The sequence below is a fragment of the Zunongwangia sp. SCSIO 43204 genome (assembly GCF_019904275.1).
GTDB lineage: Bacteria > Bacteroidota > Bacteroidia > Flavobacteriales > Flavobacteriaceae > Zunongwangia > Zunongwangia mangrovi.
The window spans coordinates 3,041,644-3,059,699 of record NZ_CP063204.1 but is presented as its reverse complement, the minus strand read 5'-3'; the positions used below and the strand labels follow the sequence as shown (position 1 = coordinate 3,059,699).

At 36.0% G+C, this 18,056-nt stretch carries 15 protein-coding genes and 1 pseudogene; all 16 read right to left on the bottom strand.

What is annotated here, in order from left to right; translation table 11 throughout:
* Positions 1-11 precede the first annotated feature (11 nt).
* Positions 12-668, bottom strand: coding sequence for a hypothetical protein (locus INR75_RS13690; RefSeq protein WP_255584550.1), 657 nt, complete (start codon positions 666-668; stop codon positions 12-14).
* A complete protein-coding gene (locus tag INR75_RS13685; RefSeq protein WP_255584549.1) occupies positions 665-1,492 on the bottom strand; it encodes an ABC transporter permease in 828 nt (275 codons plus the stop codon). The genes INR75_RS13690 and INR75_RS13685 overlap by 4 nt, the downstream gene beginning before the upstream one ends.
* Positions 1,482-2,342 (bottom strand): ABC transporter ATP-binding protein, encoded by an 861-nt coding sequence (locus INR75_RS13680; protein ID WP_223089209.1) that lies wholly within the window; start codon positions 2,340-2,342, stop codon positions 1,482-1,484. The genes INR75_RS13685 and INR75_RS13680 overlap by 11 nt, the downstream gene beginning before the upstream one ends.
* Positions 2,339-2,878 carry a hypothetical protein gene (locus INR75_RS13675; protein WP_092543801.1) on the bottom strand — a complete coding sequence of 180 codons (540 nt, stop codon included), beginning with the start codon at positions 2,876-2,878 and terminating at the stop codon, positions 2,339-2,341. The genes INR75_RS13680 and INR75_RS13675 overlap by 4 nt, the downstream gene beginning before the upstream one ends.
* Positions 2,879-3,408: 530 nt before the next feature.
* Positions 3,409-4,830, bottom strand: a complete 1,422-nt coding sequence (locus INR75_RS13670; RefSeq protein ID WP_223089208.1) for a glycoside hydrolase family 125 protein — start codon at positions 4,828-4,830, stop codon at positions 3,409-3,411.
* A 6-nt stretch (positions 4,831-4,836) separates the two neighbouring features.
* Positions 4,837-5,022 (bottom strand): annotated as a pseudogene (locus INR75_RS13665) (basic secretory protein-like protein); the annotation flags it as partial.
* Positions 5,023-5,206: 184 nt separating this feature from the next.
* Complete coding sequence (locus tag INR75_RS13660) at positions 5,207-6,241, bottom strand: LacI family DNA-binding transcriptional regulator (RefSeq protein WP_223089207.1); 1,035 nt, start codon at positions 6,239-6,241, stop codon at positions 5,207-5,209.
* Between the two features lie 45 nt (positions 6,242-6,286).
* Positions 6,287-7,303: a LacI family DNA-binding transcriptional regulator gene (locus tag INR75_RS13655; protein ID WP_223089206.1), complete on the bottom strand. Its 1,017-nt coding sequence runs from the start codon at positions 7,301-7,303 to the stop codon at positions 6,287-6,289.
* 602 nt (positions 7,304-7,905) lie between these two features.
* Complete coding sequence (locus tag INR75_RS13650) at positions 7,906-9,609, bottom strand: sodium:solute symporter (RefSeq protein WP_223089205.1); 1,704 nt, start codon at positions 9,607-9,609, stop codon at positions 7,906-7,908.
* Positions 9,610-9,613: 4 nt separating this feature from the next.
* Positions 9,614-10,798, bottom strand: a complete 1,185-nt coding sequence (locus INR75_RS13645) for an aldose epimerase family protein (RefSeq protein WP_223089204.1) — start codon at positions 10,796-10,798, stop codon at positions 9,614-9,616.
* Between the two features lie 15 nt (positions 10,799-10,813).
* Entirely contained in the window at positions 10,814-12,322 is a 1,509-nt protein-coding gene (gene araA, locus INR75_RS13640) for an L-arabinose isomerase (protein ID WP_223089203.1), read from the bottom strand.
* Positions 12,323-12,342: 20 nt separating this feature from the next.
* A complete protein-coding gene (locus INR75_RS13635; protein WP_223089202.1) occupies positions 12,343-13,047 on the bottom strand; it encodes an L-ribulose-5-phosphate 4-epimerase in 705 nt (234 codons plus the stop codon).
* 6 nt (positions 13,048-13,053) lie between these two features.
* Positions 13,054-14,727, bottom strand: a complete 1,674-nt coding sequence (locus INR75_RS13630; protein WP_223089201.1) for a ribulokinase — start codon at positions 14,725-14,727, stop codon at positions 13,054-13,056.
* A 245-nt stretch (positions 14,728-14,972) separates the two neighbouring features.
* On the bottom strand, positions 14,973-16,073 hold the full coding sequence (locus tag INR75_RS13625) for a family 43 glycosylhydrolase (RefSeq protein WP_092543786.1): 1,101 nt from the start codon (positions 16,071-16,073) through the stop codon (positions 14,973-14,975).
* A gap of 25 nt (positions 16,074-16,098) precedes the next feature.
* Positions 16,099-17,100: an arabinan endo-1,5-alpha-L-arabinosidase gene (locus tag INR75_RS13620; protein ID WP_223089200.1), complete on the bottom strand. Its 1,002-nt coding sequence runs from the start codon at positions 17,098-17,100 to the stop codon at positions 16,099-16,101.
* Complete coding sequence (locus INR75_RS13615; protein WP_370629908.1) at positions 17,100-18,023, bottom strand: glycoside hydrolase family 43 protein; 924 nt, start codon at positions 18,021-18,023, stop codon at positions 17,100-17,102. Before INR75_RS13615 ends, INR75_RS13620 begins: the two co-directional genes overlap by 1 nt.
* Positions 18,024-18,056 lie beyond the last annotated feature (33 nt).

The following is an 18,056-nucleotide window of genomic DNA, read 5'->3' as shown; positions in this document are numbered from 1 at the left end:
TTTTATTCGCCTTAGCGTGTAATGCTTATATCGTAATTTTTAATCTGTAATTTCACTGTGCCGGTGTTGGTTTCATGGCTTTTCATCGCTTTACGATCGAACTTGGTATCGCTTCCCATAAAATTAAGCGGAATTTTTAGATTTTCGATCGCAAAAGAAACTTCAATATGATCTGGTAATATTTCAGTAGCATTATAATGCATTTTCAAGGTATAGCTTCCCTGGTTTTTAGTGGTGATTTCAGAAATTATAATATGATCATTTTCAATATCCAGATAAAGTGTCGCCATCGCCATATCGGCTTTTTCATCTTTTGGAATTACACTTAAGACTTTCAAATTTTGATTATCGATCGTCTTAAAACCACGATCTACGCTGATAATAGGATGCTCAAAAAGTTCAGAAAAGGTAAAATCTAGTCCGCGTTTTGGAAAGATCAAAAAATCTTTGCTCTTAAACTTTATTTTCTCGCCTCGATTATATTCCATCGAAGCCGTTTTTGTAGGCATATTTATAAATGGAGCTTCCACATCTACCACAATATCTGCGGTAAAATGTGAAACCTCTTCCATTCGCTCTTTAATTCGCAATAAATCTTTATCGATTTCCTGCGCCTGTAAGCTCGCGCTTAGCATTAAAATCAGTAAAAAAATGATCCTTAATTTCATCCAATATCGGTTTTACTGAATATATAAATTCCAATAACAGCAAATAAAACAGTATATCCTAAAAGCATTATGTTATCTTGAAAAATACTATAATTATCCAGATCGTAAGCAAAAAATCGCTGCCACGAATTAGTTAACTTCGGAAAAAAATAGTCTCCAAAATCACCAAAATCGGCTTTTATAAATAACGAACTTAAAATTAAAAACAAGGCTGAAGCAATCCAGGTTTTGGTAGGTTCTTTCAGGATAATTCCTAAAGTTACGCTTACCGTCGTAAAAAAGATCATGCTTAAAGTTCCAGACGCAAAGGCCCATAAAATCCTGGAAAAGGCTTCTTCCGCAGGGAAAAAATTTAAAGTTCCTAAATACACCACCAAATCGCCATCTCCAAAAATACCGTAGGCTAATATAAAACTACTAAGCATTAAAAGCGCTAAGATCGATATTGTAAAAATTACGGACGTAATATATTTTGCGGCGATCAGTTTCTTTTTACTTACCGCTTGCAGCATCAAAGTTTTTAAAGTTCCGGTTTTGTATTCCTCAGTAATTAATGCTGAACTTACGATCATTAAAATTAAAGGTAAATTAAACCAAAGTGAGTTTAAAACGATGTATAACAATAAATTACCGTTAAGAAGGTTTCCTTCAAAATAAAAAGACTGCCTTAAATTATCTAATAATAGCTCTAAAATGGTTTTTCCCTGATAATATGCGGCAAACAAAATGATAAATTCGATAATTAAAACTGCCGCGATCGCATACCATGTTTTGGCTTCTCGAAACAACTTAAATAGCTCTACCTTTAAAATTCTATACATCATGTGGTAGCGGACTTAAAAGTTCGTTCAACATAAGCTGTGGCACGCAGGCAGTGATTTTGTATCCTTTTTGAACCAATTTTTCTAAAACATTAGAAATTTCAGTAGAATCACATTGAATATCGATCCTGTGATCTTCAGCAAAAATGATATTTGGAAATTCGTTTTTCACCTTCCCTATTCCGTTTCCTTTTATCGTAAACCTGGAAATACATCTTTGAAAAAGCATATTGGTTTCGCCCTGATTCACCAATTTCCCACTATCGATTACGTATAAATAATCACAACAATTCTGTAATTCGGTCATTAAATGTGAGGAAATTAAAATGGATTTATGCTGAACCGCTAATGATTTTATAAGCTGAATTAATGCTGAAACACCTGTAGGATCTAATCCTGAAAATGGTTCGTCCAGAATAATAATTTCAGGATCGTTTAGCAAGGCAATCGCAATAGCCAGGCGCTGTTTCATTCCCATCGAGAAATTACGCACTGCATCTTTTCGCTCTAACGGAAGTCCTACATTCTTCAAATATTCCTGAAGACTTTTTCTATCCCGGGGTGCATCCTGAATTTCAGCAAAAATCTTTAGATTCTCGTAGGCATTTAAATAGCCATACAATCCGGGATTTTCGATGATCGCACCTATAGATTTTCGTTTAGCCGAATGAATTTTTAGCGTACCAGAATCTGGCGTTACCAAATTGCACAATATCTTAAACAAGGTGGTTTTACCCGCACCATTCTTGCCTAGCAACCCATAAATTTTACCGGCTTTAAGCTGCATAGAAATATGATCTACGGCTTTACCAGATTTGTAGCTTTTGGTTAAATTATTGGCCTCTAAGATCACGAAAGTAGCTTTTGCTGATTTCTAAAATCAAATTTTGGCGCATAATAGCGCTCTAAAAAAGTACGCGACCAAAAATAATTACGGAAGAGAAATAACGGATCTTTTATCATGAAAGTCGGAATAAAATGATACCAGCTAATTCCCATTTTTTGATAAAATCGCTGCACATCTTTATCGATTCCCAACTCCTTGGCTGCGGCCATAAACGCCATTCGCTGACATTTACTACCCGTATAATTTATAGCGATCTTTGTTTTAAATCCATGCTGAAACATTTGATCTTTAGCTCTTTTATAATTCTGAAATCGCGACCAAACATCGGCCATTACTAAAAACATGTGGATAAACGAGAAAAGTAAACACCAAAGCCAAAAACCAATGATAAGCAAATCGTTTTCTACAAGCGATTCATTAAACTTTGCGTAATAAAACAAAGTTTCGATAATAAAAAGAAGTAAAGCGCCATACAACAGCTTTCCTACATTCCAGTACGATAGAAAAATGCTTGGTTGTTTTGGCAGATCATGAAAATTCATTTAAAAATGACTAAGCTTGAAAGACAAATATAAATCATTGCTTCGTTTACATACATTAGTAAACCTGGCTTTAACTTAATTTTGATTTTCTGAATTTAGACAGAAAAGATAATGAATATCCACTTAAAAATATGTGCCGAAATTATATAAAATCGATTATGATTTTAGTAAACTACCACGGGGCAAGCCCACGTGGCATTCACTAGAAACAATTTTTTAATTTCGAGGCAAGCCTCGGAGTATTATACCCTTTGGCTGTGCCAATAAAATGAAACAGGGAACGCAAGACGTTCCCTGTTATTTCGAAGATTGATTGGTTAGGATGATTTTCTCCGAAATTATTCTTTAGTAGTTTGGATCACTACGTTCCCTCCAGATTTAAATAACTAGTAAGATTTGCTTTCTCCTCAGTTTTGCCTGTGCTGGATTTACAAGCAAATTGCACGGCCAAAACCGATAATATCAGGCTATATTTTATCAGTTGTACTGAGGTGTTTTGGGAGACTTTCATTCAGTATAAATTTTAAGTTTTATCCTAAAAGCTCTGGACTTTCTTTGTAGGTTTTCCAGATAAATTCACCAAAAAGTGTATTTGCCCAGGCAAACCATGATCTTGAGAAATTTGTAGGATCATCTTTATGAAAAGTTTCATGCATAAATCCGGTATCGCCATGAGTAGCTTTAAGCATTTTAATACAGTCTTTAATTTCTTTATCACTAGTACTGGTTAAACCTCTCATAGTAATAGACATTGGCCAAACCATATCCATCCCTACGTGTGGCCCACCAACACCTTCTGCAGCGCTTCCTTTAAAGAAAAACGGATTATCTGTAGACCAGATAAATGCTCTGGTATTTTGATAAATCTGATCATCTACCGGCATGGCATCTAAATATGGAAGAGAAAGCAAGCTAGGTACATTGGCATCGTCCATTAATAAATGATTGCCAAAACCATCGATTTCGAATGCATAGATTTTACCGTATTTTGGATGCTCTACAATAGCATGTTTTTTTAAGGCGCTATCTACTTCTTTCGCCAGGCTTAATAATTCTGAAGCCGTTTGGCTATCATTTGCCAATTCGGTCATCATTTCTGCAGCCTGTTTTAAACTCACTACTGCAAAAAAGTTAGACGGAATTAAAAATGAAAATACCGTTGCATCATCTGAAGGTCTAAAAGCCGAACAAATTAATCCTACAGGATTTACCGGGTATCCATAACCATGCAATGCACGAGTATCTGTAGCTTTTGCCGTTTCTCTTTGAAAATGATAGGAACCACGATCATTCTTTTTTTGCTGATCTTTAAACACCTTTAAAATTTCTTTTATCGCTTTTTGCCATTCTGCATCAAAAGGTGCCGTATCTCCAGTAGTTTTCCAGTAATTATAACCTAATCGAATTGGATAACATAAAGAATCTATTTCCCATTTACGCTCGTGTACACCAGGTTTCATATCTGTATGATCTGTTGTCCACTCCCCTTTTTTTGAAGGATCATCATAAAAAGCGTTCGCATAAGGATCTTTTAGAATGTACTGGGTTTGGCGATTGATCACTCCTGCAATTAAATGCTGAAGATCTTTATCCTCATCTGCAAATGCCATATAAGGCCATACCTGTGCAGAACTATCCCTTAACCACATGGCATCGATATCTCCTGTAATTACATAGGTATCTGGTCTTCCATTTTTTGTAGTATAGGTGACTGTAGTATCTAAAGTATTTGGAAAACAGTTATTAAATAACCAGGCCAGTTCTTCATCATCTACTTTTTTGCCAAATTCTTTTATGGCTTTTTCGATTGCCTTACTTTCAAAATTTCGTTCTCCTTTTGGTGTTCTAACCACAGGATATTTTTCTAAGCTGGATGCGAATGATACTTTTGGATTGATCATTGCTAACGACCCAAATAAAGCCGAGTTTTGGATAAATTTTCTTCTTTGCATAGTTTCTTAACTTATTTGCGGTGACTCACTATATTCTGCCCACAGCTCATCTAAAGACTTACCTGTATATTGATTCCATAGATCTGCAGAATAGGTTTTATTTCGCATGTTTTTATCTAATTTCTGAACAATTTTTTTATCATATTTTTTAGTTAACCAATACAGGAATCTTGCTGTAATTCTATAACTGTTTTTATATGAATTTTCTGGTTTATAATCTGGTAGGCTCTATCCTGCTCCTTCGTTATCTACACCATATTTAAACCGAACATAATCTGCAATACTTTCAATCTTATCAGAAATAATTTAACCGATTAAATAAAACGTTTTAGCTTTCAGGGTTAAAAATCATATATTTATATATTAAACTTCTGAGCTAGGCACGAGACTTATTTGGAAAAGATGAATTTCTTTCAATCAAAGATGCAGAAAGGATTTTTTGGTTCTTATAAGGTTTATCTGAAGCGTTTTTTAACATTTTAAGAACAGTTGTCATCAATTCTTCTCCTATTTCCTCCAATGGTTGAGAAACAGCAGTAATCGGCGGAAAATAAATTTTGAAAAGATCATTGTCATCAAAAGTAATAATCCCCAGTTCGTTGATCTTTTTTGGATATGATTCCCTAATAACCTCTAAACCTATTTGCGTTAAATAATTTGTTGCAAAGAATATGGCATCAAGGTCTTGTGCTGCTATATATTCTTTTATAAGCTCTTTTACTTTCTCTATATTTTTCTCGTAAAAAGGCACCTCCAAAACAAACTCATTCAAATCGTTAGCTTTCATGGCCTCGCGATAACCACGTTGTCTGGCTTCCATCTGCGTCTGGTTGGATGCGATAGTTACAAATCCTATGTTTTTATAGGAGTTATTTACTAAATGCTGACTAGCTTTATGAACCGCTTCAGAATTATCAATAATCACATAATTGGTTTCAATTTCTGGAAAATAACGGTCAAAAAGTACTACTGGAATATCATCTAAAACTAATTCAGCTATATCATCTTGAATTCCCGGGGATGGAACAATAATATAACCATCTACCTGTCGTTCTCTAAATAAATTAATGAGATCTCTGGAACGCTCATCTTTATTTTCATTACTACAAAAAAGAACTTTATATCCCTTATCGTAAGCAATATCTTCTATGATCCTGGCTAATTTAGAAAAGAAGTAGTTTGAAATATCCTCTACCATTACCACAATGATCTTACTCCTACCCGTCCTTAAACTTTGTGCTAATTGGTTAGGTTTATAATTGATGGATTTGGCATAATCTAAAACCTTTTTTGTAACCTCTTCTGAAATTCTCTTTTCTCTTGCTTTACCATTTAGTACGAAAGATACCGTAGTTACCGAGACATTTAGGGCAGCCGCAATGTCCTTTATAGAATGTCTTTTGTTTTTCATGTTAGTTAGTTTGCTTATAGTTGCTTGCTAATATAGCATGCTTTTTTAAGTTTTTGGTAAAGAACTGTTTCTATACTGAATATTACAATCTAATTCGATCTTTCTAATTAGATCTTCTTCATCTTTTTTCTTCAGTTTTTCCAACATCAATTCCATTAATTGCTCGCCAATTCTCTGCAGAGGTTGAGAGATCGCAGAAATAGAAGGATCAAATAATTTAAACAAAACATCATCATCAAAAGAAAAGAAGCCTTTAGTTTGCAAATATTCTGGATATTCTTCCTGTAACAATTCTAGAGCGCTAACAGCAAGGTAATTCGTAGCAAAGAATATCGCATCAAAATCTTCGGTATTATTTATCTTATTCCTAAACAGGTTTCTTCGCTTTTCCCTATCTTTTTCAGCAAAAGAGATCTCAAGAACATTTGGTGATAGTTCATGTTCTTTAACAGCATTTGTATATCCCAAACGTCGATCTAGCATCTGCGTTTGCTTTACATCTGTAGTAACGAAAAGGATCTTTTTATATCCATTTTGGATCAAATTATTCGCAGCGGTATAAGTAGCCTGTTTATTTGCTGCTACAACATGACTAACATTCAGATTAGGAAAATAACGATCAAATAGAACTACCGGGATACCATCATTAACTAAATTCTTTATATCATTCTCGATTCCAGGAGAAGGTACAATAATAAAACCATCTACCTGCCTGTTTCTAAATAGGTTGATTAACTCTTTAGATTTTTTATCCTCATTATCATTGCTACAAAATAAAACACGATATCCTTTCCTGTAGGCAATATCTTCAATGATCCTGGCCACTCTAGAATAAATATCCTCTACCATGAAAACAAGGATCTTACTCTTACCAGTTCTTAAACTTTGCGCTAATTGATTTGGACGATAATTTATTTTGGTTGTAAAGTCGAGGACCTTATTTGTTAACTCTTCTGAAATTCTTTTCTCTTTTGCCTTACCATTTAATATGAAGGATATGGTTGTTGAAGAAACACCAAATTCTTTGGCTATATCTTTTAAAGAATAACGCTTTTTTTTCATTTAAAAATTTCAATATTTTCTCTCACCCCGCCAGTGATCATAAGAACATTTATCTTAGCCTTTAAAAATAGACATTCTTAAATCATTACACAAAACTCTGTATTTCTTAGATTGGGGAGAAAGACACTACCCTTTCTCCCCGGATGTAAAACTCACACTTACAAAATCTAAGTGCTTCATAAATAAAAAGTCTTCATAAAGACTTCTTTGATAATAAAACTCGATAGAAAAAGGTCTAATTTTCTACAAACCTTTTTCTGTTTTTTAATGCGATGCAATATAGTCATTTTTACCTCCTTCCATTTTATCAATTTAGCTAGTGTTTTTAAGAGATCTAAAAATCTATAAATCAATCCACTAATTGCAATTAACAAATCATAATTCGATAAATATCGTACAAAATATAAAAAATTAGATTAAACCATTTAGCTATTATGTGTTTTTAAATAAAATACCTTCAGGTAAGCTTACAAGGCATTCGTTGAAAATAAAATTTTAATTTAAATGCAAGCCTCAGGGTATTATACCCTTTGGTGGTGCCAATAAAAAAGCCGGTAAAATTATTTACCGGCTTTTTTATTTAATATAATACTTCGTTCTTTCTACCAGAAATACCAATAAAAAGCACCTGTCAATCCTAATATAATTACAGAGTGAACAACATCCCATTTGTTCCAACTCTTACGGTCTTCATCATGATCTTCTTTAGTAGTTGTACCAAAGACTAATCCTTTGATTTTTTTGGCTTCTGGAGCCTCAGTAGCTAAACTTACTCCTACAACTACAAGGATACAGAATAAGAACATCCAACCACAGAAATATAACCAGTTGAGATCATAAAATACATATTTAAATATAGAATCTGACGCCTCGGCAAAATTACTGTAGTAAACTTTTGCTCCTAGTCGTGTAAGACCAATCACTAAACCAGAAATTAATCCCCACATACCACCTTTTGCGCTGGTACGCTTCCAGGTAATCCCTAATAAAAAGGCCGCAGCAATACCCGGTGCTAAAACAGATTGTACATCCTGTAAATATGTGTAAAGTACATCCCCTACACTTCGCATAATAGGTATCCATAAAATCCCCAGTATAACGATTACCAGTGTAGCCATTTGGCCAATTTGTACTAATTTTTTCTCTGGTGTTTCTGGCTTCAAACGCTTATAAAAATCGATTGTGAACAACATTGCTGAAGAATTAAATAATGATGCTAGTGAGCTCATTAAAGCCGCTAAAATACCACATACTACAAGCCCTTTCACTCCTGCTGGTAATAACTTAGCTACCAATGTTGGGAAAGCGGCATCTGCATTAGCTACTCCATTGTCTAAGAATGGTAAAAATCCTTCGCCTCCTGCTGAAATATTCTGATAATGAATTGAAAACGCGATCATCCCAGGAATAAGGAATAAGAAAACCGGTAAAAGTTTTAAGTATGCCCCGAAAATAGTACCACGACGTGATTCCTTTAAGTTCTTTCCAGAAAGTACACGTTGTACAATATATTGATCTGTACACCAGTACCAAAATCCAATAATAGAAGATCCTATTAAAGCACCTAACCAAGGAAAATCTGGATCATTATTACTTCTAATCAAGTTCACCATAGAATCACCATAATCATTTACCTCTACAGAACTTGTTATAGCAATCATTTGATCCCAACCACCTAATTCTTTAAGACCAAGAACAACGATAATTGCAGATCCTAATAGTAAAATTGGTGTTTGTAGTATTGAAGTATATAATACCGACTTCATACCTCCAAAAATGGTATATAAAGCGGTAATTAGAACAAGGCCTATTGCAGCGATCCAGAAGAAATCGATGCCCCATAATTTTTCTATTCCAAAAACCTCCTGAAACACAAGTCCACCGGCATAAACTGTTACCGCTACTTTGGTTAAAACATAACTAATCAATGAAATCACAGAAAGTATGGTCCTCGACTGCTTATTATATCTTCTTTCTAAAAATTCGGGCATGGTATATACCATACTTCGGCTATAAAATGGTACGAAAACCCAACCCAAAATAAGGATCATCCAACCCTGTATTTCCCAGTGCGCCATAGCCATACCACTTGAAGCTCCTGCCCCGGCAAGACCTATTAAATGTTCTGAACCAATGTTCGAAGCAAATATCGATGTACCAATGGCAATCCAACCGGCATCTTTACCTCCTAAAAAATAATCGGCAGAATCGTTAGATTTTTGTCTAACTACGTATACAATAACTCCTATAAGTAGCAAACAAAATACGCCTATAACGATCCAATCTAAAGTATCGAATGTTTGCATATTCTTATTTTACTGAAAATTTAAAACTAGTTTTAGAACTGTATTTCTCTCCTGGATTTAATACTACAGAAGGAAATTTTTCCTGATTTGGAGAATCTGGATAATGCTGTGTTTCTAAGCAAAAACCAGAACGTTTTGCATAAGTACCTTCTCCACCTTGCTGTGGTAAGGTTCCATCAAGAAAGTTACCGGTATAAAACTGGATTCCCGGTTCTGTAGTAGACACCTCAAGAAAACGTCCACTCTCTGGATCGTAAGCTGAAGCTGCAAAATGCATATCTTCAGTTTGATCGTTTAATACCCAACAGTGATCGTAACCAAGTCCCAGCTCTAATTGTTTATTTTCAGCTTCAATTTCTTTACCTACTTTTTTAGCTTCAGTAAAATCAAAAGGAGTACCTTCAACGCTTCTTAATTCACCAGTAGGAATTAAAGTTTCATCTACAGGCAAAAATTCATCGGCATTTAAAACTACCTCATGATCTAAGATCGTTTTACTGAAGTCTCCTGTTAAATTGAAATAAGAATGTTGCGTAAGATTAACGATCGTTTTCTTATCTGTTTCAGCTTCATATTCGACATCTAAAGAATTATCCTCATTTAAAGTATAAGTTACCTTTACATCAAGATTTCCTGGATATCCCATCTCATTATCTTTACTCTGGTAAGTTAATACCAATGATGTGCTATCTGATGGAACTTCAGCAGTCCAGATCACTTTATCGAATCCTTGATAACCCCCGTGAAGAGAGTTTTCTCCATCATTCTGCGGAAGTTGATATTCTTCCCCATCTAAACTGAATTTACCGCCGGCAATTCTATTACCAAACCGTCCAATTAATGCTCCAAAATATGGATGATCTGAAGTATACTGGCTTAGAGAATCGAAGCCTAAGATCACATCCTCAAATTCGTCATTTTTATCTGGTGCTTTTAATGAAGTAATACGACCACCGTAAGTAATGATCTTTACTTCCATACCTGCTTCATTGGTTAAAGTGTATTGTTCTACCTTTTCCCCTTCAGCGGTAGTACCGTAATCTTCTTTGGTCAAGAAATCGATTTCGGATTCGGTTTTGGCTACCTCCTCTTTTTCCTTATCAGACTTCCCGTCTCCCTTACAGTTAGTAAGGGAAAACAGAAAACTGAAAAGGCATAGGAAATAAACCGTATGCTTTATTTTTTTCATAATTTAAGTGTACTATTACATTTTATGTTGAAAGAGGTGATAATATGCCTCGTTGGCATTTATAGTATCTTTAAAGTCTCTTACTTTAGTATCCTGATCTATTACAAGAAGCTCTACACCTGCAATATCGGCAAAATCTTCCATATATTCTGTAGTTAACGCCTGCGTATAAACAGTATGGTGAGCACCACCTGCTAAGATCCACGCTGTAGCGGCAACCTCAAGATCTGGTTTACAGTCCCAAAGTACTCTGGCAACAGGTAAATTAGGTAATTCTTTTTCTGGTGCAACAGCCTCGACTTCGTTAACGATAAGTCTAAAACGATTACCCATATCTATCCAGGTAGCATTAATTGCTGCTCCAACAGGAGAATTAAACACTAAACGAACAGGATCTTCTTTTCCACCAATTCCCAAAGGATGCACCTCACAAGAAGGTTTATCATCTGCAATACTAGGACAAATTTCCAGCATATGAGAACCCATTACTAAAGATTTCTCTGGAGTAAAGTGATAAGTGTAATCTTCCATAAAAGATGTTCCACCTTCTAGGCCGTAAGCCATTACTTTCATCACTCTAGTTAAAGCAGCTGTTTTCCAGTCTCCTTCTCCACCAAATCCATACCCATCTGCCATTAAACGTTGTACAGCAAGACCTGGTAATTGCTTTAATTCGCCAAGATTCTCAAAGGTATCTGTAAAAGCTTTAAAACCACCTTCATCTAAGAATTTACGTAAACCTAATTCGATCTTTGCAGCATCGATCAAAGATTGTCTTTTTTCTCCGCCTTCTTTTAAACTATCGGTAAGATTATAATCGGTAGCATAGGTATCAAGTAATTTATTTAGCTCATCCTCTGTAACTTCGTTAATTTTAGCTACAACATCTGAAGAATCATAAGCGTTAACGGCTACTCCAAATTTCATTTGAGCTTCAACCTTATCACCTTCGGTTACCGCTACATTACGCATATTATCACCAATACGTGCAACTTTTAGATTTTGCATTTCGTCCCAGCCTAAAGCTACACGAGACCAGATACCAAGTTTCTTTTGTACTCTGTCACTTTTCCAGTGCCCAACGATAACTTTACGTTTTTTACGCATTCTAGACATCATAAATCCAAACTCACGATCTCCATGAGCAGATTGGTTAAGATTCATAAAGTCCATATCGATATCGCTCCAAGGCACTTCAGCATTAAACTGAGTGTGTAAATGGCAAATTGGTTTACCTAGTAATGTTAAACCTTTTATCCACATCTTAGCTGGAGAAAAAGTATGCATCCAGGCAACAAGACCAATACATTTTTCTGAATTATTCGCTTCGCGCATTACAGCAGCGATCTCATCTTCAGTTTTTACTGTGTCTTTGTAAACTAATTTAACCGGAATTTCTGCAGAAGCATCTAAGCCTTCTACAATCTCTTTTGAGTTTTTAGCAACCTGCTCTAAAGTTTCAGGTCCGTATAAATGCTGGCTTCCTGTAATAAACCAGATTTCTTTACTCTCTATAGCAATCATTGGATAATTTGTTAAGGTTATTAATTTTGACCGTAATACGCATTTTTACCGTGCTTACGCTCATAATGTTTTTTAATTAAAGAATCTTTTAATCTAGGTGCATTCGGATTAATCTGTAAAGTTAAATAAGCCATTCTGCCTACTTCTTCTAGAACTTTGCTATTGTAAACCGCTTTAGCAGCAGTTGGTCCCCAGGTAAAAGGGCCATGGTTACCAATAAGGATCATCTGTACCTCTTCGTAAGACAAACCTTTTTCCTTGAAGCAATCCAGGATTTGGATACCAGTATTATATTCGTAGTTACCTGCAATAAGCTCATCTTTCATTGGAGGCGCACAAGGAATATCTGCCGTTAAATGATCGGCATGGGTAGTTCCAAAAATTGGAATATCTAACTGGGACTGGGCCCACGCTACAGAATATGTTGCATGGGTGTGAGCAATTCCCCCAATATTTTCCCAGTTTTTGTATAAATATGCATGTGTTTTTGTATCTGAAGATGGTCGCATGGTTCCTTCGATAACATTATTATCAAAATCAAGGATCACGATATCTTCAGGCTTTAATTCGGCATAAGGCACACCGCTGGGTTTTATAGCAAAAACTCCTTCTTTACGGTCTACTGCACTTACATTTCCGAAGGTATAAATTACAAGATCTAATGCATCAAGCTGCATATTTGCCTCATAACATTCCTCTTTTAAAGATTGATATTTAGAACTCATGATCTATTATTTTTTAGTTATGCTTTCTTCAACAAAATGACTTAATTCTTTATACGCAGCCATTTGCTTTTCAAACTCTCCTACCATTTCTGGTTGTGGATAATATTCGGCTTCGAAATCACTACCTAAAGTTTTACTGGCGGTGATTACGTCTTCATAAATTCCGGCAGCAACTGCAGCATAAACTGCAGATCCTAAGGCTGGTGCTTCATCTGAAGCAGCAACTTTAATTGGCATGTTTAAAGTGTTTGCAAGAGTTTGCATGATATAAGCAGATTTTCTTGCCACACCACCAATACCAATTACTGTCTTAATTTCGACACCTTCTTCTTTAAAACGATCTACAATTTCCTTAGCACCAAAACAGATAGCATTCACAAGAGCTTTGAAAATATGCGGAGCTTTACTTCCTAAAGAAAGATTGCTAATTGCACTTTTTAACTCCTGATTTGCATCTGGAGTACGGCGACCGTTAATCCAATCTAAAGCTACGGGGATACTTTCGTTAAGTTCTAAAGCTTCAGCTTCTGCAGCAAGTTCTTTGATGAATTTTTTATCTACTTCTTCTTTTAATGCCGCTATTTGTTCTTCGGAAAGTACTTCAGAATTGTATACTAAATGATTTAAAGGCCAGGAAAGCACATTTTTAAACCAGGCCAGTACATCTCCAAACGCAGATTGTCCTGCTTCTAAGCCAACCATTCCAGGAATTACAGAACCATCTACCTGTCCGCAAATTCCTCTTACCGTATTATCACCTACTACATCATAAGGAGAAACAATAATATCACAAGTTGAAGTTCCCATAACACGTACCAGTGCATGCTCCTCTACTTTAGCTCCTACAGCTCCAGAATGCGCATCAAATGTTCCAACGGCAATAACAGTATCTTCAGAAAGGCCTAGTTTAGAAGCCCATTCTTTACTGATCTTACCTGCAACTTCATCTGATGTATAAGTTTCGTTGTATAATTTTGATCTTAGATCTGCACAATATGGGTGTAATTTTCCTAGAAATTCTTCTGAAGGTAAACCGCCCCAGCTTTCGTGCCACATGGCTTTATGTCCTGCACCACATCGACTTCTTTTAAAAGAAGCCAAATCTGTATCTTCGATTAGAAGATAGGTCATAATATCACAATGCTCCATCCAGGAATAAGCAGCATTTTTTACCGCTTCATCCTCACGAACAATATGTGTTATTTTTGCCCAAAACCACTCTGAAGAATAAATTCCCCCTTCGTATTTGGTATAGTTTTCACCGCCCCAGGTTTCTGCCAACTCGTTGATCTCATTAGCTTCTTTAATTGCTGTGTGGTCTTTCCATAAAATCATCATTGCATTTGGATTATCTGTAAATCCATCTACAAGAGCCAAAGGAGTACCATCTTTGGTTACCGGAACGGGTGAAGAACCTGTAGTATCTATACAAATACCTTTAACAGCTTCGCCATTAACTCCGCTTTTTTCAATAACTCCTTTTATTGTTTTCTCCAGACCTTCAATATGATCTAAAGGATGTTGCCGAAATCGATTGAGACCAGCATCACAGTAAAGCTGTTTTTTCCAACGAGGATACCAAAATGTATCTGAAGCAAGCTCCTTTCCACTAGTGGTATCTACAAGTACAGCTCTTACCGAATCTGTCCCGTAATCAAGTCCTATTACATATGTTTCCATGTATTCTAACTTTTAGTCTGAAACAAATATATAAATTTGTTTTTATTAAGTGTAATAAAAACACTTATAATTTTAAGATTTCTTTAATTTTTATTCTTAAAATGAACAAGGCTTCAATTTTAGCGTTTTTCAATACTTAAAATTTACCTCATTCTCAATAAGGCTAAACAAAAAGGGGATCTAGAACAGGCTTTTACATCCTTAATTCTAAATCCCCATTTTATTCATTTATATCGTTAATCATGTTAGTAGAATTCAAAAACAGGTCTCCCATTTTCATCAAATTTTACTTCCATCAACCTAGCGTGTCGATTAGGATCATATAAAGGATCTGCTTTTATTTCTTCAAGTGATCTTTTATCTGATTCTGGAACCATTTTAGGATCACCAACTGCCTTTTCGTATTCCCTGGCATGATAGATCATTAATGGGTCGCCATTTTCATCTACAGTAAAAGAATTGTGACCTGGCCCATAAATATCTTTTTCTTCATTTGTTTTTAAAACCGGATATCTGGATTTTGTCCATGAATTCCTATCCAATAGATCGGCATCTGCATCGGCTTCCATGATTCCCATACTATAACAGGCACCGGTAGCACTGGCCGAAAAAGTGATAAATATCTTACCATCGTTCTTGATCACAGCAGGACCTTCATTCACCCAAAAATCGATACGCTCCCAATCGTAATCTGGCGTAGTTAACATAAACTGAACGGTCTTAAGTTTAATTGGAGATTCCATTTCAGCTAAATATAAATTTGAAGCCGCGAACTGCCCGCCGGTTTTTTCAGCCCAACAGAAATAGCGCTTTCCGTTATGTTCGAATACCGTTCCGTCTAAAGAGAAATCGGTAAAACTTTTGGGATCATTATCGGCAGCCTGCATTTGTCCAAGTTCGATCCAATCGTCTTCTAATGGATCCTGTCCTGAACATTTAATAACATAAGGTCTTAACTTCCAAATGTCGCTTTCTTCGCTTCCCGCAAAATATACGTACCATTCTCCATCCAGAAAATGAATTTCTGGTGCCCAGATATGCCTACTCATAGGACCACTTTCGTGCTTTTCCCAAACTCGAACAGGCTTAGCGTCCTGCAAACCTTCTATGGTTTTTGCTCGTCTAATTTCAATAGCATCGTAAGTAGGTACAGAGCCAGTAAAATAGTAGTAACCATCTGTATGCTTATAGATAAAAGGATCTGCACGTTGAAGCACGATTGGATCATTAGATCTAACAAAATTTTCACCTTCAGATGTTTCCTGCGCATGTATCTGCGAATAGCTGGCCATTCCGAAAATAGAAAGTGCCACTAAAACCATATTTAATAATGATTTGAACTTCATATTGTTGATTTTACGTGTGAGTTTTTTATTTCAATTTTAGCTGTTTTGGCCATCCGTTTTCCCAACTTAGTTCTTTAATCTTAAGTTTGGGTTTTGCACCATCTTCAGCATCATAAGCATGAAAAAACATATAGTCTTTACCATCGAAAGAGTAAACACTGTTGTGACCGGCGCCATACCAATTTTCATTTCCTTCTACAACCAAACTTCCGCCACCATTAAATAAAGATTTGCCAGATTTATCTAAAAACGGACCTTTTACAGATTTTGAACGACCTACAACAACTTTATAAGTACTATCTTCTCCTCTGCAACATAGATCCCAGGAAATAAACAGGTAATACCAATCTCCTTTTTTGAAAATAAATGGTGCTTCTAAAGCAGCATCTCCAGGATTACTATCGGCGATCTTGAAAGAGCGTTCTCTTCTGGCAATCGTTTCCCATTCCTGTGGTTGCGCAATCGATTTTAAATCGGGGCTTAATTTAACCAATTTCAACCCTTCCCAGAACGAACCAAAACTTAACCAAGGTGTTCCTTCTTCATCAAAAATAAGATTAGGATCGATGGCGTTCCATAAGTCACGGTTAGGTATAGACTGAACAACAATCCCTTGATCTTCCCATTTATAATTAGGACTATCTACATCTAAAGTTTCATTGGTTACCAATCCTATTGCTGAAGTGTTTTTCGCAAATGCTGAAACTGAATAGTACAAATAAAATTTACCATCAAATTTAGTAATATCAGGTGCCCAGATATGATTTCCAAAATCTGGAACCACATCGTCTGTCCACGCTGGCTTCTCAGCAAAAACAGGAGCTTCATGTTTCCATTCTTTAAGATCTTCCGAAGAAAACATTGAAATTCCCCTACCCGTGCAGAACATATAATATTTTCCGTTAGCCTGAATTGCGACCGGATCGTGAACAATCGTTTCCTCGGTTGGTGTTACTCTTTCTTGTGCTGAACAGAATAAAAAACTATTCAGCAAAATGGACAATATTAGATATTTTGAAGCTTTCATTATTCCTGTATTCCTTCTGAAGTCATGATCACTCTCTTTAAAGTATTATCTTCGTTATAATACAAACGATCGATACAAACCGAACGTCTAAAACTACCGCCGTGCGTTGGAATGCTTCCGTTATGATAAATAAAATACCATTTGTCTTTAAATTCGATGATCGATTGGTGATTGGTATTAGAATTACCGGCAACTTCGTTTAAAATGCCTTTATATTCCCATGGCCCTTCGATAGACTTACTCATCGCGTAAGCTGTTTTCTCCGGAAATTTATAAGCATACGAAAGATAATACCAGTCATCTTTTTTATGAATCCAGGGAGCCTCGGTAAAATGCGGAAGATCTACCGTTTGAATTTCACCTTCAAATTCGATCATATTATCCTTCAATTTCACCCAATATAACTGAGTATTTCCCCAATACATATACGCATCGCCATTATCCTCGATCCAAACGGTTGGATCGATATCATCCCAGGAAATCCCTGTATATTCGGTTGTCATATCGTTAGTGATCATTGCGCTACCGCGAGCATCTTTAAAAGGCCCTGTTGGTGAATCTGAAACCGCTACACCAATTGCTTTCCCGTGATGTGTTTCGTCGTGCTGTACGGTTACATACCAGTAAAATTTACCATCTCTTTCGATAACCTGAGCGGCCCAGGCTGCGCCGGTTGCCCATTCAAAATCTGTTGGTTTTAATGGTACAGGATGTTCCTTCCAATTCACCATATCGGCCGAGCTATAAACCAACCACTCGTGCATTTCGTAACGATCTCTATCATCTGGCGCCTGATCGTGACCAGCATAGATGTAAACCGAATCCTTATAAACCAAAGCAGCAGGATCCGCAGTGTATTTATCTGTTATAATTGGATTGTTGAAGTTTTCTTCCTGTGCGAGCGTAACCGCTGAAGTTAACATTAGCGCACCACTTAATATTAATTTTGTAAGCTT